The 22353-nt window shown below is 66.9% G+C and carries 18 protein-coding genes; 4 read left to right on the forward strand and 14 right to left on the reverse strand.

The window, feature by feature from the left end; genetic code table 11:
• Positions 1–67: 67 nt before the first annotated feature.
• Complete coding sequence (locus G3N98_RS03295) at positions 68–1120, forward strand: RNA-guided endonuclease TnpB family protein (protein ID WP_206147216.1); 1053 nt, start codon at positions 68–70, stop codon at positions 1118–1120.
• 13 nt (positions 1121–1133) lie between these two features.
• On the opposite strand, the gene G3N98_RS03300 is transcribed toward G3N98_RS03295, so the two are convergent.
• A complete protein-coding gene (locus G3N98_RS03300; protein WP_206147217.1) occupies positions 1134–2600 on the reverse strand; it encodes a flippase in 1467 nt (488 codons plus the stop codon).
• A gap of 26 nt (positions 2601–2626) precedes the next feature.
• The gene (locus G3N98_RS03305; protein ID WP_174972103.1) at positions 2627–4819 is read right to left on the reverse strand and encodes a hypothetical protein; all 2193 of its coding nucleotides are present in this window, start codon (positions 4817–4819) and stop codon (positions 2627–2629) included.
• A 499-nt stretch (positions 4820–5318) separates the two neighbouring features.
• Between G3N98_RS03305 and G3N98_RS03310 the strand changes: the two genes are divergently transcribed.
• Genes G3N98_RS03310 through G3N98_RS03320 form a run of 3 tightly spaced genes read left to right on the forward strand, consistent with a single transcriptional unit; the run spans position 5319 to position 8423 of the window.
• On the forward strand, positions 5319–6383 hold the full coding sequence (locus G3N98_RS03310) for an acyltransferase (protein WP_089474490.1): 1065 nt from the start codon (positions 5319–5321) through the stop codon (positions 6381–6383).
• 35 nt (positions 6384–6418) lie between these two features.
• A complete protein-coding gene (gmd, locus tag G3N98_RS03315) occupies positions 6419–7465 on the forward strand; it encodes a GDP-mannose 4,6-dehydratase (RefSeq protein ID WP_089427932.1) in 1047 nt (348 codons plus the stop codon).
• On the forward strand, positions 7452–8423 hold the full coding sequence (locus G3N98_RS03320) for an NAD-dependent epimerase/dehydratase family protein (protein WP_089427933.1): 972 nt from the start codon (positions 7452–7454) through the stop codon (positions 8421–8423). The genes gmd and G3N98_RS03320 overlap by 14 nt, the downstream gene beginning before the upstream one ends.
• A gap of 109 nt (positions 8424–8532) precedes the next feature.
• Here G3N98_RS03320 and G3N98_RS03325 read toward each other — a convergent pair whose 3' ends face one another.
• From G3N98_RS03325 to G3N98_RS03380, 12 genes are all read right to left on the reverse strand, one after another.
• A complete protein-coding gene (locus tag G3N98_RS03325; protein WP_175237071.1) occupies positions 8533–9723 on the reverse strand; it encodes an O-succinylhomoserine sulfhydrylase in 1191 nt (396 codons plus the stop codon).
• Between the two features lie 245 nt (positions 9724–9968).
• On the reverse strand, positions 9969–11501 hold the full coding sequence (gene purF / locus G3N98_RS03330) for an amidophosphoribosyltransferase (RefSeq protein WP_089427935.1): 1533 nt from the start codon (positions 11499–11501) through the stop codon (positions 9969–9971).
• 51 nt (positions 11502–11552) lie between these two features.
• Complete coding sequence (locus tag G3N98_RS03335) at positions 11553–12047, reverse strand: CvpA family protein (protein WP_089474487.1); 495 nt, start codon at positions 12045–12047, stop codon at positions 11553–11555.
• A gap of 6 nt (positions 12048–12053) precedes the next feature.
• Complete coding sequence (locus tag G3N98_RS03340; RefSeq protein WP_206147218.1) at positions 12054–12899, reverse strand: SPOR domain-containing protein; 846 nt, start codon at positions 12897–12899, stop codon at positions 12054–12056.
• Positions 12900–12928: 29 nt separating this feature from the next.
• A complete protein-coding gene (gene folC / locus G3N98_RS03345) occupies positions 12929–14239 on the reverse strand; it encodes a bifunctional tetrahydrofolate synthase/dihydrofolate synthase (protein WP_206147219.1) in 1311 nt (436 codons plus the stop codon).
• A 100-nt stretch (positions 14240–14339) separates the two neighbouring features.
• Entirely contained in the window at positions 14340–15212 is an 873-nt protein-coding gene (gene accD / locus G3N98_RS03350) for an acetyl-CoA carboxylase, carboxyltransferase subunit beta (RefSeq protein WP_089427938.1), read from the reverse strand.
• A gap of 64 nt (positions 15213–15276) precedes the next feature.
• A complete protein-coding gene (gene trpA, locus G3N98_RS03355) occupies positions 15277–16092 on the reverse strand; it encodes a tryptophan synthase subunit alpha (protein ID WP_089427939.1) in 816 nt (271 codons plus the stop codon).
• Positions 16093–16187: 95 nt separating this feature from the next.
• The gene (locus G3N98_RS03360; protein WP_206147220.1) at positions 16188–17039 is read right to left on the reverse strand and encodes a site-specific DNA-methyltransferase; all 852 of its coding nucleotides are present in this window, start codon (positions 17037–17039) and stop codon (positions 16188–16190) included.
• A 9-nt stretch (positions 17040–17048) separates the two neighbouring features.
• Positions 17049–18242, reverse strand: coding sequence for a tryptophan synthase subunit beta (gene trpB, locus G3N98_RS03365; protein WP_089474483.1), 1194 nt, complete (start codon positions 18240–18242; stop codon positions 17049–17051).
• A 55-nt stretch (positions 18243–18297) separates the two neighbouring features.
• Positions 18298–18999 (reverse strand): phosphoribosylanthranilate isomerase, encoded by a 702-nt coding sequence (locus G3N98_RS03370; RefSeq protein ID WP_206147221.1) that lies wholly within the window; start codon positions 18997–18999, stop codon positions 18298–18300.
• Positions 18996–19808 (reverse strand): tRNA pseudouridine(38-40) synthase TruA, encoded by an 813-nt coding sequence (gene truA / locus G3N98_RS03375; protein WP_039358302.1) that lies wholly within the window; start codon positions 19806–19808, stop codon positions 18996–18998. The genes G3N98_RS03370 and truA overlap by 4 nt, the downstream gene beginning before the upstream one ends.
• Positions 19808–21991, reverse strand: coding sequence for a FimV/HubP family polar landmark protein (locus G3N98_RS03380; RefSeq protein WP_206147222.1), 2184 nt, complete (start codon positions 21989–21991; stop codon positions 19808–19810). The genes truA and G3N98_RS03380 overlap by 1 nt, the downstream gene beginning before the upstream one ends.
• Positions 21992–22353: the final 362 nt, after the last annotated feature.

Genomic DNA, 22353 nt, shown 5'->3' on the forward strand with positions numbered 1-22353 from the left:
CATTGACGGCGGGGAGGACAGGTGTGTCCTTGACAGCCAGCTTGGTCTGCAGGCTAGGATGGCCGGCATGATCCTTGTCTATCGCTACCGGGTTAAGTCGCTCAACGGACTGCTTAACAAGCAAAGCCGCGCAGTGAACTACGTCTGGAACTTCTGCAACGACACGCAAAAGCACGCGCTCAAGTGGTGCAAGAAGTGGCCGACGGGTTTCGACCTGAACGTGTTGACGACCGGTGCCAGCAAGGAACTCGGCATCCACTCGGGCACCGTCAACGCAACGTGCGAGCAATACGCGAAGTCGCGCAGCCAACACCGTCGGCCTTACCTGCGTTATCGCGGCAAGAAATCGCTGGGCTGGGTGCCGCTGAAAGGCCGCGATCTTAAACGCGAAGGCGACGCGTTTCGCTTCGCCAGCAACACCTTTCGTGTGTTCAATAGCAGGTCGCTTCCTGAAGGCAAGATCAAGGACGGCACCAACTTTGCGCAGGATGCGCGCGGCAACTGGTTTCTCAACATCGTGATCGAGATGCCCGATGTTCAGGCGCGCCCGATCCGTTCCGGCGTCGGCATCGATCTTGGTCTGAAAGACTTCGCCACACTTTCGACGGGCGAGAAGCTGCCTAACGATCAGTTCGGCCAACGCGCGGCCGAGAAGCTCGCGCAAGCGCAACGGGCGCGAAAACACAAACGGCATATCGCGAAGCTGCACGCCAAGGTCGCGAATGCCCGTGCCGACTTCCAGAACAAGCTCGCGCTCGATCTGGTGCGGCGTTTCGATTACATCGCTGTCGGCAACGTGTCGGCTGCCAAGCTCGCCAGAACCAGAATGGCGAAGAGCGTCTACGACGCGTCCTGGTCGTCCTTCCGAAACAAGCTCCGCTACAAGGCGATCACGCACGGAGCCACGTTCGAGGAAGTCGACGAAAGCGGTTCTACCCAGTCCTGTTCGGCGTGCGGATCGAGAGATAGCACGACGCGGCCGAAAGGTATCGCGGGACTGCGAATAAGGGAATGGACATGTAGTAGCTGTGGTGTCGTACATGATCGTGATACCAATGCGGCGTTGAACATTCTCCGATGCGGACGTGCATCGCCAGGTGTGGGAATCCGCTGCCTCTAGGCAGCGGAGAACGTCAAACGGTTCTCCTCGCATTGAGACGGACGAACAGGTCGCGCACCAGCGCACGCAGCCCCGGTGTCATCGTGAGCGACCACGCAACATTCAACAGCAGCACGACCGCGCACATGCCGATCGACTCGACGAGCCCCGACCACGCCTGCGCCAGGAACAGGCTCGCGAGCAGGAAGGCCAGGTGCGCGAGCATGTCGAGCACGATCGCGCGCATCCGGATCGCCGATAGGTACAGCAGCACGCCGTAGTCGACGAGCGCGCGCGCCGCGACGACCACCGCCGCGCCGATCAGCCCGAAGTGATGGATGCCGAACCACAGGCCGCCGACGAAGAACGGCATCTCGACGAGCCCGGCGAACGCCGCGCGGGCCGGGTTGACCTGCGACTGGATCAGGATCCGCGTGACGCTCGCCTGGCCGACGAGCCACACGCTGATCACCAGCACGCGGCCGACCGGCGCCGAATGCGCGGCGAGATCCGCGCCCACCCACAGCGTGAGGAACGGCGCGAGCGCGAAGATCGCGACGATGCCGACCGGCGTGAACACGCCGTTCAGGAATTCGAGCGACTGGCGCGCGAGCGTGTCCGCATGGTCGCGGCCCACCGCCGACAGGCGCGGGAACAGCGTGCGCACCAGCGCGTTCGGCAGCATGTTCAGGCGCGTGACGAGGTTCTGCGGCACCGTGTAATAAGTGACGAACTTCGCGCCCATGCCGGCGCCGAGCATCACGCGGTCGAGCGTGTCGGCGATCATGCTCGTCGTGCTCGCGATCAGCATCCAGCCGCCGAAGTTGAACAGCCCTTTCGCGGTGCCCCACTGCGGCGGATCGATGCGCCGGATCCCGAGCACCTTGATGCTGGCCTGGCCGAGCATCACCGCCGCGATCAGCCGCGCGACGACCGCTGCCGCGAGCACCGTCTGCAGGTTCGGCGCGATCCACCATGCGGCGCCGAGCGGCAGCAGCTGGAACAGGAACGTGCCGATCGTCTGGTTCGTGTTGAACACGCCGAAGCGTTCGGCACCGTTGATCGCGCCGGCGAACACCCATGACACGTTCGCCAGCGGAATCGCGAGCGCGAGCCACGGCAGCGCGAGATACACCTCGTGCTGCATCGCCGCCGACACCTTCGTGAAGTACGCGGTGTAGACGAACGCGCCGAAATAGATCAGCAGCCCGCCGACGATGCCGGTGCCGAGATTCAGCCAGAACGCGCTCCAGAACACGCGCGCGCTTTCGTCGGCGTTGCCGCTCGCGAGCGCCTTCGAGATGTGGTTCTGCGCGGCCATGCTCATCCCGAGATCGAGGATCCCGAAATAGCCGATCAGCGTCCACACGAGGCTGACGACGCCGTAGCGTTCGACGCCGAGCGCGTGGATATAGGCGGGCACCGTCACCAGCGACACGAAGGTCGGCAGGATCAGCCCGATGAAGTTGATCGAAACGTTCTTGAGTATGCCTTTGTCCATGCTTCTGCCTTGTGTGACGTCGCCCGTCACGGTTTCCAGCGATACATCAGCACCTTGCCGCGTGCGTCTTCCTCGACGAACACGAGGTACTCGCCGTTCTCGCGCCGGAACGCGCTGATGCCGAACGGCACGTCGACCCAGCCGGAGGCCTTGCCGACCTCGGCGCCCGGGCTCATCACGCCCACTTCCTTGCCGGTTTCCTTGTCGTACACGTGGATCTTGCCGACCGGCTCCACCCCGAACAGGTAGCGGCCCTCGGCCGTGAGCCCGATCAGGTCGAAGATCGGCTTCGCGTCGAGCTGCCACGGCAGCGCGACCTGGTAACGCACGACCGGCGAACCCGTCGACCACTTGTCGAAGCGGATCAGCACGCGCCCCACTTCCTTGTTGATGCCCGGCTGCGGCGGCGCGTCGGCCGTGTAGCCGGTCACGTACAGCGTGTCGGTCTGCGGCTCGTAGATCGCACGGCGCAACTGCGTGAACGGCTGCGGCATCGGATAGGTCGTGACCTTGTCGTACGAGTAGATCGGGTTGCCGGCCTTGTCGACGCCGCCGTACTGGAAGCGGTGGATGCCGCGCACGTCGCTGGTGCGCCAGATGTCGCCCTTCGTGTCGACCCACCAGCCCCAGCCGCCCGCCTTCGCCTTGCCCGTCGTGTTGATCTCGGCCTCGTCGGCATCGATCCGGCCGTTGCCGTTCGCGTCGCGCCACAGCCAGTCGCCGCCCGGCGGCTTGTTCGGCACCTTGTCGACCGGTCGCGCACGCCCCGCGATCAGGCCCGACGGAATCGCGACCTCGCCGTCGCGCTTCGCGTCGAAGCGGTAGATCTTCAGGTGATCGGCGTACATGTCGGTCAGGTACAGGAACGTGCGGCCGTCGAGGCGCCGTGCGAACGGCATGCCGGGATACTGGTCCGTGTGGAACACGGGATCGTCCGGATACTTGAAGCGGTTCGACAGGAAGCCGACGTATTTCCAGTCCTGGCCCGGCGGTTTCGACAGGTCGAGCTCGAAGCGCTTGTTGCCCGTGTACACGCTGTTCGGCCGCGCCGGGTCGAGCCACGCGCCGTCGACGAACAGCAGCCCCTGCACCTGCCAGCGCTGCTTGCCGTCCGGCGTGTAGCTTTCGAGCACCGCGCCGAGCCCCGCGCCGATCGTGTCGTGGCGCGGCCCGATGCCATTCATCGACACGTAGATGTTGCCCGCGCGGTCGACCCCGACGCCCGTCAGCCCGTTGAAACGCTGCGGCCCCGGCCGGCCCGGCACCGGGCCCGCGAAGATGCCGCCGCGCTCGCCGAGCGTGCCCGACGGCGCATAGCCCTTGCCGCCTTTCGAGAAGATCAGGATCTGCTGGCGCGGGCCGTTGTCCGCCACCAGCACGCGCCCTTTCGCGTCGACGGCCACGTCCACCGCGTCGGTGCCTTCCGGCAGCGCGGGCGCGTCGTCGAGCTTGCGGCCGTCCGCGCGCACGTGCACGAGGTGCGCGGGCCCGTTGAGCGTATCCGTGAGCAGCCACAGCGTGCCGTCGCCCGCGAGCGCGAGGCGGCCCGGCTCGTGTGCGCTCCACGTGCCCTTCTGCTGCATGGTCTCCGCGTCGTACACGTTCACCGCGTCGCGCGACGGATTCGTCGCGAACAGCGTCTTGTCGTCGGCCGCGAGGCCGCCGACTTCCGCCTTCTGCTCGCCCACTTCCGAGCGCGCGGGCGCCGCGACCTCGTTCATCATCATGAAGCTCGCGGCCATCCGCGCGCGGCCGGTGTCCGCGCGGCCGCCCGGCGCGACCTGCGGCGCCGCACGGAACGGCGCGGGCTGCTTCAGGTCGCCGATCGTGCGACGCGAGATGCCGAACCACTGCTTGCCCTTGTCCGGCCAGATGCCGGGCGACTGCAGGTGGCCGCGCTCGTTGCCGACACCGATCGCGACATACGCGTACTTGCTGTTCACCGCGATCGCGCTGCCGCCGAGGTTGCCCCAGCCGTGCGTGCCGCCGGCGAAGCCGAGCATCTTCCCGTCCTGGTAGACGCTCGCCTCGGCCCCGCTCTCGTCCCACGGCGCATTCGTATACACCTTGCCTTCAGGCGTCACCGCGATCGCGCGGATGTCGATCTGCGTCCAGCTGCCGTCGCCATAGCCGAACGTATTGCCGATCCACGACGTCGTCGCGGGCAACACCGTTTCGGCCGGTGCGGCGCTCGTCAGCAGCGTCACGCATACCGTCATGCCTACCAGAATCAGACGTCGCAATGCGCTTCTCCATACTTGATGCAACAGCGACCGGGCCGCCGCAAGGACTGCCGCCAGCGCACCCTGTCGCTAAATGGGTTTCAAACGTCGCGATGCAGGTTACAAGCAAAAATAATCACAAGAAATTTGGAAATATTTGGGGATGTTTCCGCCCGAAATATCGAACCGGAACAGAGCCGAAAAGGCGCCCGAAAGCGGCAATAACGACCGCCCTTCGGTTTCCGTCCCGTAGAAAATGCCGCCTTCCACCGCCTGACGGGGCCGCCCGGGCGCCGACCTTTCATCCCGCGACAGGAATAATCGGCATTTGAATATTTGCCGTCAGATAAATGACGCGCGTTTTTTTGCCGATTTCTTTTCCCTAGAATCGATTTCGATTCGATATTTCATTTAATGGCATGCATTACGTTCACGTTTACGCATCGGATGTGCGACACGCCCCGGCTCACGCCGCGCGTCGCGAAGGAGCGGCGCGATGACGGGCATCTCGCGACCCGCGGACCTCACCCCGCCGCAACACGGCCGCATCGTTCAGCTCGACGGGCTGCGCGCGATCGCGGTGGGCGCCGTGTTCCTGCAGCACGCGCTGAAGGCGCCGCTCTGGATGGGCGTCGACCTGTTCTTCGTGCTGAGCGGGCTGCTGATCACCGGCATCCTGCTCGATCGCAAGGCGCGCGGGCAGTCGTACTTCAGCCACTTCTACGCACGCCGCGTGCGTCGCATCCTGCCGCCGTACGTGCTGCTGCTGGTGGTGTCGACGCTCCTGTTCGGCGCGGGCTGGCTGCCGCACTGGCCGTGGTTCGCGTTCTTCTCGACCAACATCGGGCTGTCGCTCGGCAGCATCGGCCATGACAGCCTGAACGTGCTGTGGTCACTCGCGGTCGAGGAGCAGTTCTATATCTTCTGGCCGTTCGTCGTGCTGTGGTGCTCGGAGCGCGCGCTGCTGTGGGTCGCCGCCGCGCTGATCGTCGCGGCCCCGGTGCTGCGCGCGATCGCGACGCCGTGGTTCGACTCGTTCTGGCCGATCTACTACCTGACGCCGTTCCGCATGGACCTGCTCGCCGCGGGCGCGCTGCTCGCGATCGTGCTGCGCCGCGACCGGCGCGCGCTCGAGCCGTTCTATCCGCTCGCGATCGTCGGCGCGCTCGTATCGCTCGCGATCCTCGGCTGGCTGCACCTGTCGTTCCCGCGCTTTCGCGCCGCGAACACGCCGCTGTCGAATGCCGCGCTCTACAGCATCTCGCTGCTGCTGTGCACGTCGATCGTCGTGATCGCGCTGCGCGGCCGCGGCCTCGTGCAGCGCGTGCTGACGAACCCGATGCTCGTCTACGTCGGCACCGTCAGCTACACCGTGTACCTGATCCACCTCAGCGTGCTGTACGCGCTGTGGCCGCTGCACCTGAACCGCTTCGTCACGGCCGCGCTGGCGCTCGCGATCACGCTCGCGTACGCGACCGTGAGCTGGTACGGCTTCGAACGGCGCCTGACGCGCGGCCCCGCACGCCGCGCGCTGCCGGCCGCCGCCGGCACGACCGCCTGAATTTCATCATCCATCGTTTCTACCAGGACAACGTCATGAGCCAAACTCGCAAGAAGGCCATCATCACCGGGATCTCGGGGCAAGACGGCGCCTATCTGACCAAGCTGCTGCTCGACAAGGGCTATGAAGTCACCGGCACCTACCGCCGCACCAGCTCGGTGAATTTCTGGCGCATCGCCGAGCTCGGCGTCGACACGCACCCGAATCTCACGCTCGTCGAGCACGACCTGACCGACGCCGGCTCGAGCCTGCGCCTGCTCGAACGCACGCAGCCCGACGAGCTGTACAACCTCGCCGCGCAGAGCTTCGTCGGCGTGTCGTTCGACCAGCCGGCGACGACCGCCGAAGTGACCGGCCTGGGTCCGTTGAACCTGCTCGAGGCGATCCGCGTCGTGAGCCCGAAGACGCGCTTCTACCAGGCGTCGACCTCCGAGATGTTCGGCAAGGTGCAGTCGATTCCGCAGACGGAAGCGACCTCGTTCTATCCGCGCAGCCCGTACGGCGTCGCGAAGCTGTACGCGCACTGGATGACGGTGAACTACCGCGAGTCGTACGGCCTGTTCGGCAGCAGCGGCATCCTGTTCAACCACGAGTCGCCGCTGCGCGGTCGCGAGTTCGTCACGCGCAAGATCACCGACACCATCGCGAAGATCAAGCTCGGCAAGGCGACCCGCCTCGAGCTCGGCAACCTCGACGCGAAGCGCGACTGGGGCTTCGCACTCGAGTACGTCGAAGGCATGTGGCGCATGCTGCAGGCCGACGAACCCGATACCTATGTGCTGGCAACCAACCGGACCGAAACCGTGCGCGACTTCGTGCGGATGGCGTTCGCGGCGGCTGGCTATCAGATCGAGTGGACCGGCAAGGGCGAGCAGGAGCGCGGCCTCGACGCGGCGACCGGCAATGTGCTCGTGGAAGTGAATCCGAAGTTCTACCGCCCTGCCGAGGTCGACCTGCTGATCGGCTGCGCGGACAAGGCTAAAGCCAAACTCGGCTGGGAACCGAAGACGACGCTAGAACAACTTTGCCAGATGATGGTCGAAGCGGATTTGACGCGGAATCAACACCATGACACGTTCTGAAGCCGGACGCCCGTCGCGCCGTGCATTCGTCACCGGCCTGACGGGCTTCACCGGCCGCTACATGGCCGAACGCCTGCAGGCGGCCGGCTATGAGGTCTGGGGCACGGTCGCGCCCGGCACGGCACGGCCCGACGATCCGGCTTTCGCGCACTGCACGCTGCTGCCCGTCGACCTGCTCGATGCGGATGCGATGCGCGCGGCGGCCGCCGACGCGCGGCCCGATGCGGTCGTGCATCTCGCCGCCCGCGCGCACGTCGCGCAGGACGAGCCGTCGCAAACTTACGCGGTCAACATCGTCGGCACGCGCAACCTGCTGGCCGCGCTCGCGGGCCTCGACCGCCGCCCGTCGGCCGTGCTGCTCGCCAGCAGCGCGAACATCTACGGCAACTCGACGGCCGGCGTGCTCGACGAAACCGTCGCCCCGGCCCCGGCGAACGACTACGCGGTCAGCAAGCTCGCGATGGAATACGCGGCGAAGCTGTGGGCCGACCGGCTGCCGATCGTGATCGCGCGGCCGTTCAACTACACGGGCGTCGGCCAGAGCGATGCGTACCTGCTGCCGAAGCTCGTCGCGCACTACGCGCGCAACGCACCGCGCATCTCGCTCGGCAATCTCGACGTGAGCCGCGATTTCTCCGACGTGCGCGACGTGACGGCCGCGTACCTGAAGCTGGTCGAGGCCGCACCGGCCGGCGAGACGTTCAACGTCTGCTCGGAGCGCGCGTATTCGCTGAAGGAAGTGCTGGCGATGCTGTCGCGCATCGCCGGTTACGTGATCGACGTGACGATCGATCCGCGTTTCGTGCGGCACAACGAGGTGAAGCGCCTGAGCGGGTCGCGCGACAAGCTGCGGCGCGCGGTGGGCGAGCTGCCCGTCACGCCGCTCGACGAAACGCTGCGATGGATGGTGGAGGCGATGCGCAACGACGCGCATGCGGACGGGCATCCCGCCGGGTAAGCCGGGCGATTTGCATCGACACCAAAACGAAGGGCCGGTCACGCAAGCGACCGGCCCTTCGTCCATGTGTCACGTCAAATCACGTCACGACATGCGTGACGTGCCGCGCTCAGCCTTCCAGCCCGCGCGCGAGATCCTTGCGCAGGTCGCCCGCGTCTTCGAGGCCGACCGACAACCGGATCAGCCCTTCGCTGATCCCTGCCGCCGCGCGTGCTTCCGGCGTGATGCGGCCGTGTGTGGTCGTCGCCGGATGCGTAATGGTCGTGCGCGTATCGCCGAGGTTGCCGGTGATCGAGATCAGCTTCGTGTTGTCGATCACGCGCCACGCATTCGCGCGCTGCTGCTCGGGCGTGTCGCCCTTCAGCTCGAACGACAGGATCGACCCTCCCGCCTTCTGCTGACGCTTCGCGAGTTCGTGCTGCGGATGCGACTCGAGGCCCGGGTGAAACACGCGCGCAACCGCCGGATGCGTATCGAGCCAGCGTGCGATTTCCAGCGCATTCGCCGATTGCTTCTCGACGCGCAGCGACAGCGTCTCCATCCCCTTCAGCAGCACCCACGCGTTGAACGCCGACAGCGTCGGGCCCGCGCTGCGCACGAACGGGAACACCTTGCCCATGATGAATTCCTTCGAGCCGACCAGCGCGCCGCCGAGCACGCGGCCCTGCCCGTCGAGGAATTTCGTCGCCGAGTGCATCACGACATCCGCGCCGAGCTTCAGCGGCTGCTGCAGCACCGGGCTGCAGAAACAGTTGTCGACGACGAACAGCGCATTCGATGCCTTCGCGATCTTGCCGATCGCCTCGATGTCCGCGAGTTCGGTCAGCGGGTTCGACGGCGTCTCGAGGAAAAACATCTTCGTTTCCGGACGCACGGCTTCCTTCCATGCGTTCAGGTCGGTCGGGTCGACGAAGGTCGTCGTGATCCCGAACTTGCTGAAGATCTGCGAGAACATCCCGAGCGTCGAGCCGAACAGGCTGCGCGAGCTGACGAGGTGGTCGCCGGCCTGCAGCGCGGCCATCACGACCGACATGATCGCGGCCATCCCCGACGCCGTCGCGATGCACGCCTCGCCGCCCTCGAGCGCCGCGAGACGCTCCTGGAACATCGTGACGGTCGGGTTCGTGAAGCGCGAATAGGTGAAGTAGTCTTCCGAATTCGCGAAGCGCTCGGCCGCGTCGGCCGCGCTCTGGAAGCAGAAGCTCGACGTGAGGAACAGCGCTTCCGAGTGCTCGTTGAAGTCGCTGCGCAGCGTGCCCGCGCGCACGGCAAGCGTGTCGAAGTTGAGGGAGTCGTCCATGTTCCGTTTTCCGTATTCGATGGTCGCGCGGGTGGCGCGAACCCAGTCAAAACCAGGCCAAAACAAAAAGCCCGCTATGCGTCGGCATCAGCGGGCTTCGGTGCGGTACGACAGCGATCGACTCGGGCCGGTTGCCACCGGCCTTCGCTTTAGCTGTTTTGGGAAGTCGCCCCGCGTCCGCAAGCTGATATCAAATCGACGCAAGGCCACATCCTATCACGCTTCGTCAAAAGCGTGCGCCGGTGTCACTCGACCGACAACTGCAGGTTCATCTGCGAGCGTTCGGTGTCGCCGGCCGTGTCGCGATCGGCCTGCGATGCCGGCGTGAGGCGCGCGCGCTCGATCGCATCGAGATACTCGGGCGTCACGTCGCCGGTGATGTAGTTGCCGTCGAAGCACGACGCCTCGAAGCGTTCAAGCTTCGGGTTGATGTCGCGCACCGCGCGGCGCAGGTCGTCGACGTCCTGATAGATCAGGTGGTCGGCGCCGATGATCTTCGCGACTTCTTCGTCGGTGCGGCCATGGGCGACCAGTTCGCCGCGCGTCGGCATGTCGATGCCGTACACGTTCGGGAACTTCACGGGCGGCGCGGCCGACGCGAAGATCACCGACTTCGCGCCCGCATCGCGCGCCATCTGCACGATTTCATGCGAGGTCGTGCCGCGCACGATCGAATCGTCGACGATCAGCACGTTCTTGTCCTTGAACTCGATGCTCATCGCATTGAGCTTCTGGCGCACCGACTTCTTGCGCACGGCCTGGCCCGGCATGATGAAGGTACGGCCGACGTAGCGGTTCTTGAAGAAACCTTCGCGATACTCGACGCCGAGCTTCGCGGCGACCTGCATCGCAGCCGGGCGCGACGAATCGGGAATCGGCATCACGACGTCGATCGGCACGTTCGGCAGCTCGCGCTTGATCTTCTCGGCGAGATAGTCGCCCATGCGCAGGCGCACGTTGTAGACCGGCACGCCATCGAGACACGAATCCGGACGCGCGAGGTACACGTATTCGAACATGCACGGATTCAGCGTCGGCTGCTCCGCGCACTGCTGGCTGTGGAAGTTGCCGGCCGGATCGATGAAGATCGCTTCGCCCGGCTGCACGTCGCGGACGAATTCGAAACCGATGCCTTCGACGGCCACCGACTCCGATGCGACCATCCATTCGGTGCCGTTTTCGGTCTCGAGCTTGCCGATGCACAGCGGGCGGATGCCGAACGGATCGCGGAACGCGAGCAGGCCGTAGCCGGCGATCAGCGACACGATCGCATACGAGCCCTGCAGGCGGCGATGCACGCCCGAGACGGCCTTGAACACCGAGGCCGGATCGAGCTCGAGGCCCGTGGTCGACAGTTGCAGCTCGTGTGCGAACACGTTGAGCAGCACTTCGCTGTCGGAATTGGTGTTGATGTGCCGGCGGTCGATCCGGAACATCTCGTCCTTCAGTTGCTGCCAGTTCGTCAGGTTGCCGTTGTGCGCGAGGATGATCCCGAACGGCGCGTTCACGTAGAACGGTTGCGCCTCGGCTTCGCTCGACGCCGAGCCGGCGGTCGGGTAGCGCACCTGGCCGATGCCGTAGGTGCCGGGCAGGCTGCGCATGTTGCGCGTGCGGAACACGTCGCGCACCATGCCGTTCGCCTTGTACATGTGGAAATTGCTGCCGTCCGCCGTCGCGATGCCCGCCGCGTCCTGACCGCGATGCTGCAGGAGCAGCAGGCTGTCATAGATCAGCTGGTTGACCGGGGATTGGGAGATAACGCCTACGATGCCGCACATGGCATGTCCTTCAGAATGACAAAATCGGTTCCGTCCTGCCCGGCCGCGTCGTCACACGCGTACGTACTGGGCCATGCCGTCGGGCAGGAGCTGCTTCAGCTCGTGCACGCCCTGTTCGGCGAAAGGACGCAATAGCGCATTGCGCCAGAATTCCTGTTTGGGCAGCTCGGTCAGCCCCGCCGCCGCGACCAGCAGCACCACCAGCACGCAGCCGCGGACGAGCCCGAACATCATGCCCAGCGAGCGGTCGACGCCGCCCAGGCCACTCGCCTGCGCGATCCGCGACAGCAGCGCGTTCGCCACGCCGGCGACCAGCACCACGCCGATCACGACCAACGCGAAGGCGATCACCCACTGCGTCAGCGCACCACCCGGCCAGTTCGCCGGGATATACGGCACGACCAGTCCGACGTAGCGGCCCGCGATCACGATCGCCGCGATCCAGCCGATCAGCCCGAAAATCTCGGACACGAGACCACGCCACGCGCCACGCAGCGCAGACAACGCGATCACCGCCAATACAGCGTAGTCGAAAGCCGTCAGCATCGTGCGTTACTGCGTCAGACCGGCTTCGCGCACCTTCGCGATCGCGGCGGAAGCCGCCGCACGATCCGCGAACGGGCCCGCACGCAACAGTGTAGCCGTGCTGCCGTCTGCCTGCTTGCGATGCTCGACATATGCGGGCACACCCGCCGATTTCAATTTGGTGGCCCACGAACGGGCCGTCGCGTCGTCCTTGAACGAACCGAGCTGCACCGCGAAACGCGCACCGGCCGGCGACGACGGCGACGAAGCGTCGCTGCTGTCCGGGCTGGCGGCGTCGGCATGCGCGACGGCCGCGGGCGCGGGCGCAGGCTTCGGCGCGGCCGGCTTCGCCACGGGGGCGGCCGGTTTCGGCGCGGGCTTCGGCGGCGTCACGCTCGCCGTGCTCGTGGTATCGGGTTTCGCGGCCGGCTTGTCGGCATCCTTCGGCGCGGGCGCCGGTGCAGCCGCAACGGCGACATCGGATGCCGGCGGTTCGTCGTGCGCGACGCCTGCCTGCACGTCGGACGCGTCATCGTCGCGCGGTGCGACCGCCTGGTGCGCGGGCCGGTTCGGAATGTCGATGGCGATGTCGTCCGTGACCGGCTTCGGGTGCGAGTCGAGCACCATCGGCAACACGATCACGGCGGCGACGACGAGCGCGATCGCGCCGACGAGGCGACGGCGCGCGCGTTGCTTTTCTGGAAGGGTCGGATCGAGGAGCAGTGCGTCCGATTCCGGACGCTCGGTGCGGCGCGAGCGTCGCTCGACGCGTTCAGTAATGCGCTCCGTGCGCACGTTCCGGGAGGTCCCGGTGCGACCGCCGCGCCGCGGGGGCGCGTCGTCGTCTTTCTTGCCGAACGAGAAAATTCCCATGAATGGCTGAGTCCGAAACTGCCCGTCAGTCAGTGTTGCTGCGATTTACGGTAGGCCAGCACGCCGGCAACCGTATGGAAACTGCCGAAAACCACGATTCTATCATTCTCGGATGCTCTTTTTAGTGCATCGCGAAACGCTTCGGCAGGCGACGTGTAACGCGTGACGCTCGAATCGGGCCCCTCCTCCACGCCGGCCTTGCGCAGCGCGGCTTCGAGCTGCTCCGCGGAGGCCGCGCGCGGCAGCGGCAGGTCGGTCACGCACCAGTGGTCGATCTCGCCCTTCAGGTGCTGCAGCACGCCGTCGATGTCCTTGTCGTGCATCGCGCCGAACACCGCGTACGTGTACGGGAAGAAGCCCATGTTGCCGAGGTTCTGCTCGAGCACGGCCGACGCATGCGGGTTGTGCGCGACGTCGAGCACGATCGCCGGCTTGCCGGGCAGCACCTGGAAGCGCCCCGGCAGCTCGACGTTCGCGAGGCCGAGCCGGATGTCCTGCGCGGACACCGGCAGCAGCGGACGCAGCGCTTCGAGCGCGGCGAGCGCGGCCGACGCATTGATCAGCTGATTCGCCCCGCGCAGCGCCGGGTACGCAAGCGCCGGATAGCGCTTCTCGCGGCCGAGGTAGCTCCACTGCTGGCGCTCCGCGCCTGCCTGCGCCTCGTAGCGGAAATCGCGGCCGACCAGCCACAGATCGGCGCCGATCGCTTCGGCGTGGTCGATCAGCGTTTGCGGCGCGGCCGGATCGCCGCAGATCGCCGGCTTGCCGGCGCGGAAGATCCCGGCCTTCTCGAACGCGATCTTCTCGCGCGTGTCGCCGAGGTATTCGGTGTGGTCGATGTCGATGCTCGTGACGATCGCGCAATCGGTATCGATGATGTTGACCGCGTCGAGCCGGCCGCCGAGGCCGACTTCGAGGATCACCGCGTCGAGCCCGCGCGATGCGAACAGGTGCAGGATCGCGAGCGTCGTGAATTCGAAGTACGTGAGCGACACCGGCTCGGGCAGCGACGTGCGCGCGGCTTCGACGGCCTCGAAGTGCGGCAGCAGTTCGTCATCGGTGACGTTCTGCCCGTTCACGCGCGCGCGCTCGTTGAATTCGAGCAGGTGCGGCGACGTGTGGCAGCCGACCTTATAGCCGGCGCGCACGAGGATCGTCTCGAGGAACGCGCAGGTCGAGCCCTTGCCGTTCGTGCCGCCGACGGTGATGACGGGGCACGCGAATTCGAGCTGCAGCGCCGCCTTGACCTGCCCGATGCGGGTCAGGCCCATGTCGATGCCGACCGGGTGCGCGAGTTCGAGATGCGAAAGCCACGCGTCGAGAGTGGGAAAAGTGCTCATCGGTTCAAATCTGGATCGGTGCCGCCACTACGCCAAAAAACGAAGCGCGCCGCCTGACGCTGAAGCCAGGCGACGCGCAGTGTTCACGACCTCGCGCCGGTCAGGCCAGCGCGTCGGCCGGTTGCCGCTGCAGCAGGGCCAGCAGCTGGGCGATCTCATCGCGCATCTTGCGACGGTCGACGATCATGTCGATCGCGCCCGTCTTCAACAGGAATTCGGCGCGCTGGAAGCCTTCCGGCAGCTTCTCGCGAACCGTCTGCTCGATCACGCGCGGGCCGGCGAAGCCGATCAGCGCCTTCGGTTCGGCGATCACGACGTCGCCGAGGAACGCAAAGCTCGCCGACACGCCGCCCATCGTCGGGTCGGTCAGCACCGAAATGAACGGCAGCTTCGCTTCCGACAGCTTGGTCAGCATCGCGGTGGTTTTCGCCATCTGCATCAGCGACAGCAGGCTTTCCTGCATCCGCGCACCGCCCGAAGCGGTGAAGCAGATGAACGGCACTTGCTGTTCGAGCGCGTTCTGCGCGCCGCGCACGAAGCGCTCGCCGACCACCGACCCCATCGAGCCGCCCATGAACGAGAACTCGAAGCACGCCGCGACCACCGGCAGCGTGTGAATCGCACCGCCCATCACGACCATTGCGTCGGTCTCGCCCGTATCGTCCATCGCTTCCTTCAGACGATCGGGGTACTTGCGGCTGTCCTTGAACTTCAGCGTATCGACCGGCACGATTTCCTGGCCGATCTCGTAGCGGCCTTCCGGATCGAGCAGCCCGTCGAGGCGCTCACGCGCACCGATGCGCATGTGGTGATCGCACTTCGGGCACACGTGCAGGTTCGCGTCCACGTCGTTGCGGTACAGCACGGCCTCGCAGGACGGGCATTTGACCCACAGGCCTTCCGGAATGCCCTTGCGGCTTTTCGGGTCGGTCTGCTTGATCTTCGGCGGCAACAGTTTGTCGAGCCAGCTCATCGTATGGTTTCCTGTTCCGTGGCGGGGCGGGCCAACCGGCCCGTTCCCGCTTCCTGTGTTGTGTTTATCGCGCCGTCTTGCCCGCGCCGTCCAGGGCGGCACGCAGCTCGGCAATGAACGTCTTCAGCGCGGCGGCGGCACCCTCGGGCGCCGCGCTTTCGAGCAGCTGCACGAGGCGGCTGCCGATCACGACGGCGTCCGACACCTCGGCCACCGCGCGCGCCGTTTCGGCGTCGCGGATACCGAAGCCGACGCCGACCGGAACCGGCACGCGCGACTTGATGGCCGGGATTTTACCCGCAATGCTCGAAACATCCAGATTTCCTGCGCCGGTCACGCCCTTGAGCGACACGTAATACACGTAGCCGCTCGCGATCTTGCCGACGTCGGCGATGCGTTCGTCGGTCGACGTGGGCGCGAGCAGGAAGATCGGATCGATCTGCGCGGCGCGCATTTTCTCGGCGAACACGCCCGCCTCCTCCGGCGGATAGTCGACGACGAGCACGCCGTCGACCCCGGCCGCCTGTGCTTCGGCCGCGAACGTGTCGACGCCCATCCGCTCGATCGGGTTCGCATAGCCCATCAGCACGACGGGGGTTTTGGGGTCGGTTTCGCGAAAGCGCTTCACGTCGGCGAGCACGCTCGTGAGCGTGACGCCGCGCGCGAGCGCGCGCTCCGACGAGCGCTGGATCACGGGGCCGTCGGCCATCGGGTCCGAGAACGGCACGCCGAGTTCGATCACGTCCGCGCCGCCTTCGGCGAGCGCGTGCATGAATTCGACGGTTTTGGCCGGATCGGGGTCGCCGGCCGTGATGAACGGGATCAGGCCCTTACGGCCTTGTTCGGCGAGCGCGGCGAAGGTCTGCTGAATACGGGACATGGCAATTTTCCTGTGTCGATCCGGAGTTTGCGCTTTAGCGCTTACTCCGGTCCCATACAAAGTATGCGTTGCGTTCAGCGATGCGGCGGCGCGATTCACGCGCACGCCGGCGCGACGAGCGCGTTCACGCGCTCGTGCGCGATCGCACAATAGCTTTCGTTGATCTCGTAGCCGACGAAGTCGCGCCCCTGCCGTGCGCAGGCCACCGCGGTCGTGCCGCTGCCCATGAACGGATCGAGCACGCGGCCGCCCGGCGGGCAGCTTGCGAGCACCATCCGCTCGATGATTTCCAGCGGCTTCTGGGTCGGATGATCGACGCGCTCCGCGTGCTGCCGATGCAGGCGCGAGACCGACCAGACGTCCTTCGGGTTGTAGCCCATCTCCAGCCACTTGCTGCCTTCGAACAGCTTGCGCGAGCGGGCCTTCTTCGTGTCGGCGTCGTACGGGATGCGGACCGGATCGAGATCGAAGTAATACGCCCTGGAAACCGCGAAAAAGCCGATGTTGTCGTGCACCGACGTGAAACGGCGCGTCGTGCCGCCCATGCTCGGCACGCGCCGGTCCCAGATGATCTCGTTGACCATCGTGAGTTGCGTCTTCAGGAAGCTGAAGATTTCCGGCGCGTACTGCCACGTGCAGAAGATGTACATCGACCCGCTCGGCTTCAGCTTCGGAATCGCGAGCTCGAGCCACTCGCGCGTCCACGCGAGAAAGTCGTCGCCCGAACGCTTGTCCGAGTCGTTGCCGTAGTCCTTGCCGAGCCCGTACGGCGGATCGGCGACGATCAGGTCGATCGACGCGTCCGGCAGGTGCGCGGCATGGGTCAGGAAATCGCGGTTATGCAGTTCGATACCGGACGGCAGCGCGCGCGGCTCGGCAGCGGCGGGCTGAACCGCCCCCGCCTCGCTCGCGGCACCGCCGCCCGGTTCTTCGATCAGGTCACGCATCGGTCGGGGTCAGAGCTCGATGCCCGATCGCTCGGCGACCGTGTGCATGTCCTTGTCGCCGCGGCCCGACAGGTTGACGAGCAGGATCTTGTCCTTCGGCAACGTCGGCGCGAGCTTCACACCATACGCGATCGCGTGGCTCGACTCGAGCGCGGGAATGATCCCCTCGATCCGGCAGCAGTCGTGGAACGCCTTCAGCGCTTCCTCGTCGGTGATGCCGACGTACTGCGCACGGCCGCTGTCCTTCAGCCACGCGTGCTCGGGGCCGACGCCCGGATAGTCGAGGCCCGCCGACACCGAATGCGTCTCGATGATCTGGCCGTTGTCGTCCTGCAGCAGGTAGGTCCGGTTGCCGTGCAGCACGCCCGGGCTGCCGGCGATCAGCGACGCCGCGTGATGGCCCGTGTCGAGGCCGTCGCCGGCTGCTTCGACGCCGATCAGCTGCACCGAGGTGTCGTCGATGTACGGGTAGAAGATGCCCATCGCATTCGAACCGCCGCCCACGCAGGCGATCACGGCGTCAGGCTGCCGGCCGGCGAGCTCGGGCATCTGCACCTTGCACTCGTCGCCGATCACGCGCTGGAAGTCGCGCACCATCATCGGGTACGGGTGCGGGCCCGCGACCGTGCCGATGATGTAGAACGTGTTCTCGATGTTCGTGACCCAGTCGCGCATCGCTTCGTTCAGCGCGTCCTTCAGCGTGCGCGAACCCGATTCGACCGGCACGACCGTCGCGCCGAGCAGCTTCATCCGGTAGACGTTCGCGGCCTGGCGACGCACGTCTTCCGAACCCATGTAGACGACGCACTCCATCCCGAAGCGCGCGCAGATCGTCGCGGTCGCGACGCCGTGCTGGCCGGCGCCCGTCTCGGCGATCACGCGCTTCTTGCCCATGCGCTTCGCGAGCAGCGCCTGGCCGATCACGTTGTTGATCTTGTGCGCACCGGTGTGGTTCAGGTCTTCGCGCTTCAGGTAGATCTGCGCGCCGCCGAGCGTCTCGCTCCAGCGCTGCGCGTGATAGATCGGCGACGGGCGGCCGACGAAATGCTTCAGCTCGCGCTCGAATTCGGCGACGAAATCGGGATCGTTCTGGAATTTTTCATACGCCGCGCGCAGTTCGTCCAGCGCGTGGATCAGCGTCTCGGCGACGAACGTGCCGCCATACGGGCCGAAGTGGCCGCGATCATCAGGAAGGTTGTACATGGTGTCTCTCTCGATCGGTCGGCGCGCCCCGCTTGTCGGGCCGCACCGGCTTGCATCACCCGGCGTCCGCTTCGCGCACCGCGCGTACGAACGCCGCCATCCGGGCGTGATCCTTCACGCCCTTCGCGCCCTCCACTTCGATGCCACTCGAGACATCGACAGCAAACGGGCGCAACTGGCGAATCGCATCACCGACGTTTTGCGCGCTCAAGCCACCACTCAAAACGGCCCGATGCGCGAGCTCTGCGGGAATAAGAGACCAATCGAAGACCTTGCCGCTACCACCGTAATCCGGCACCAGGGTGTCGAACAGGAGGCCGCGCGCTTTCGAATAATGAAGCCCCGATTCTACCAAATCGGCCGATTGCGTCGAGGGGCCCACGCGCACCGCGCGCAGCCACGGCAGGCGTGCCGCGCGGCCAAGTGCGTCGCACTGCTCGGGCGTCTCGTCGCCATGGAACTGCAGCAGCGTGAGCGGCACGTCGCGCACGACGGCCTCGATCTCGGCCTCGGTCGCGTTCACGAACAGCCCGACCACCGACACGAACGGCGGCGCGAGGCGTGCGAGTTCCGCCGCCTGCGCGATCGACACCGCGCGCGGGCTCTTCGGGTAGAACACGAGGCCGATCGCATCGGCACCGAGCGCGGCCGCGTGCAGCACGTCGTCGGGCTTCGACAGCCCGCACAGCTTGATGCGCGTGCGCGGCGGCAGGCCGGCCGCGGCGGGAATCGAGGAAGACACGGCGTGATCCGTCATGATTGCGGGTCCAGATCGGCCCAGACGCTGCTCCACGGCACACTGCCGAGCTGCGCGGGCGGGACGGCGAATTCCGCCGGGTAGCCGACGTGGGCGAGATACAGCCCGTCGGCCATGAACGTGGGCGCCGCAAGCTTGCGATCGCGCCCGGCCAGCACGTCGGCGAGCCAGTCGGCCGGATAGCGGCCGCGACCGACCGCGACGAGGCAGCCCATCAGGTTGCGCACCATGTGGTGCAGAAACGCGTTGGCGCGGAACCGGAAATGGATGAAATGGCCCACGCGCCGCACGTCGATCTGATACAGGTGTTTGACCGGCGTCTTCGACTGGCATTCCGACGACCGGAACGACGAGAAGTCATGCTCGCCGATCAGATGCGCGGCGGCGGCGCGCATCGCGTCGTCGTCGAGCGGCGTATGGATCCAGCCCGCGCGCCCCGCCAGCATCGGCGAGCGCACGGGATGCACGTACAGCGTGTAGTAATAGGTGCGCTCGAACGCCGAGAAACGCGCGTGGAACGTGTCCGGCATCGGCTTCGCCCATTGCACCGCCACGGTCGGCGGCAGGAACGCGTTGGTGCCGCGCACCCACGAGAAAACCTCACGATCGAGGTCGGTATCGAAGTGCACGACCTGCCCGAGCCCATGCACGCCCGTATCGGTCCGCCCGGCCACCGTCGTATGCAGCGGCACGCGCGCGAACTCGGCCAGTGCGTGCTCGAGCCGATCCTGCACGGTCTTGCCGTGCGGCTGCGCCTGCCAGCCGCAGAACGCCGCGCCGTCGTACTGGATGCCGAGCGCGATCCGCATCACGCCTCGTCCGCCAGTTTCGCGAGCAGCGCGCGCGCATCGTCGCGCGTCGCGGCGTCGTTCGCGTCGACCACTTCCTGCAGCAGCGTCCGCGCGCCGGACAGGTCGCCCAGCTCGACATACTCGGACGCGAGGTCGAGCTTGTTGCGCGCGATGCGGGCGAGTTCGTCCGGCGTCAGCGCCGGCAACGCAGCGCCCGGCGCGGCCGGCAGGTCGAGATCGAAATCGAGCTTCAGCGCGCCGAACTGCGCGCCGCCGAGCGGCGGCAGCGACGACGTCGCGAACGGGCTGCCCGCCTGGCTCGCCGGCGTCGCCGCGTCCGGATCCCAATCGAACTCGTCGTCCTGATCGGCCGGATGTTCCGGGGCCGGATCGGTCGAGCCAATCGGGAGACGCTGGACGGCTTGACCGTTAGTTGCGATTTTATCGATGTCGGACTGCCCTGCTTGCGCAGCCGGCTCATCCGCCGCCAGCGACGGCTCGTCCGGCGTGCGCGGCGGCAGCGGCATGTCGAGGCTGCTGAGCGCGCTGATTGCGTTCTGCATCAGCGCCGCGTGCTGCGCATCGGTGGCCGCGGGTGCGGCCGGCGTTTCCACCTGCGTCGCTACCCGTGTCTCCACCGACGTCTCGATCGGCGTCTCTGACGACGTTTCGACCGACGTTTCGGCCGCGACCTTTTCGATCGGCTCGGCCGCGTGCGAAACCGGAGCCGGCTCGCTCGCGGGCGGCACTGCCGCGTGTGCGGTCGGCAATTCAGGCTGCTCGACATGCGGCTTCGCTACATCCGACGACGGCGACAGATCCGTATCCGGTGTCTCGACCGGCTCCGCCGCTGCGGCAGTCGCCGCGGCAAGGTTCAGGTCGGAAGCGGCATCACGCGCGACCGGCATCTCGGGCCGGATCGGCAGTTCCGGTTCGACGGACGGCACGGCCTCGGCTTGCGCAGCAGCAGCGGCTGCCGCGACACCGCCCGCTGTCGTAGCGGTCGCCACCGTGTCCGTCCCCGCATCGTCCGTGCGTCGGCTCTTCCTGCGCTTGCGCCATGCGAAACCTGCGGCGAGGACGATCACGGCCGCACCGGCCACCGCGGCCGGACGCCAGTCCATCTGCTCGTGACTGCGCGCAGGCGCCACCACCGGCGCGGCCGGCTGCGCGGGTGCCGACACCGATGCCGGCTGCGCCGCGCTGGCAGCAACGCCGGATGCCGCTTCGCCGGTCGCTGACGCAGCCGCAGCCGCGGACGTGCCCGCATCGCTCGCGGCCGGACGCGGCGCGACAGGTGCCGGTGCCGGCGCCGGCTTGAGCTCGTTCGTCGTGGCCGGCTTGCCGATACCGTGCTTCTGCAATTCCATCAGCACGCGGTTCTTCAGCGCCAGCAGTTGCTGCAGGCTCGACGGCCGCGGCTGCGACGCGCCCGTGACCGGTGCCGCGCCAGCCGGTTCGTTCATGCCCGGAACCTGGCTGCCCGACACAGGCGGGGTCACGGCCCCGCTCGCGGACGACGGCACTGACTGGATCGTCCCGCTCCACACATGCGGACCGCTTGCACCGGCCACGGGTGCCGCCGGCTGCATGCTTTCGACAGCCGATGCGCCGTGGGCAGCCGAAGCACCGACGGATGCCGACGCGCCGGCGGCCGTCGCGACGCTCGCACCGCTGACAGGCGCCGCATGCACGGCCGGCGCCACCGGCGCGGATTGCACGGTCGACCCCGGATGCGGTGCGGACGCACCATGCTGCGCGACTGCCGTGCCGCCCGATGCGGCGGCGGGTGCGGACGCTGCCGCCGCCCCGGACGCCGCTGATGCAGCGGATGCAGCGGCCGGCACGACTGCCGCGCCTGTCGCATCGAGCGCCGGCACGGTCAGCGTCGCGCCGACTTTCAGGCGGCTCGCGTCGTGCTTCATGAACGCCTGCGGATTGGCGTCGAACAGCGCGCGGCCGGCGCGCGCGAGCACCCCGGGATCGCGCGACTGCGTGGCCGCCTTCGCGATGTCGTTCAGCGACTGGCCCGGCTGGACCGTCACGGTAAGCGGCGCTGCGCCGTCGGCAGCGGACGCCGGCAGTTCGCCGGTGCCGGCCGCCCAGGCCGATGCGGTTGCGCCGAGCGCCAGGATCGCCAGCGCGCCACGCACGGCGCGCGACAGACGGGACTGACGCGGAAACAAGGAAATTCGGGACATCGTTGGCTCTATCGCCGCGCGCGGGCGCGGCTCGGATTCGCGGTTGAAAGCGTCAATAAGGTTGCCGCAGAAATGCAAAAGCGTCGCGTGGAACGCGACGCTTTCGGCGGGTCTGTGCGTCGTAACCGCGTAGTTTACTTCACGTGATCAGGTTCGGGCCGAATTCATCGCCGACAGGCGCAACCGACTGCGTGCGCGCGTCGGGGCATCCCGCGATCGGGCCGCGTGGATGTCCGGTTGCGCACGCTGCGACCCGCGCCCCGATCGACCGGAAGTGCGCCTCTCTTGGATGCAAAGCCGGCCGGCCGCATCGCCCGCCGAACGCGTGCCACATGCCCTTGTTCACTCAACGATGCAATCAG

This window comes from Burkholderia sp. Tr-20390, assembly GCF_017104595.1.
Lineage (GTDB): Bacteria > Pseudomonadota > Gammaproteobacteria > Burkholderiales > Burkholderiaceae > Burkholderia.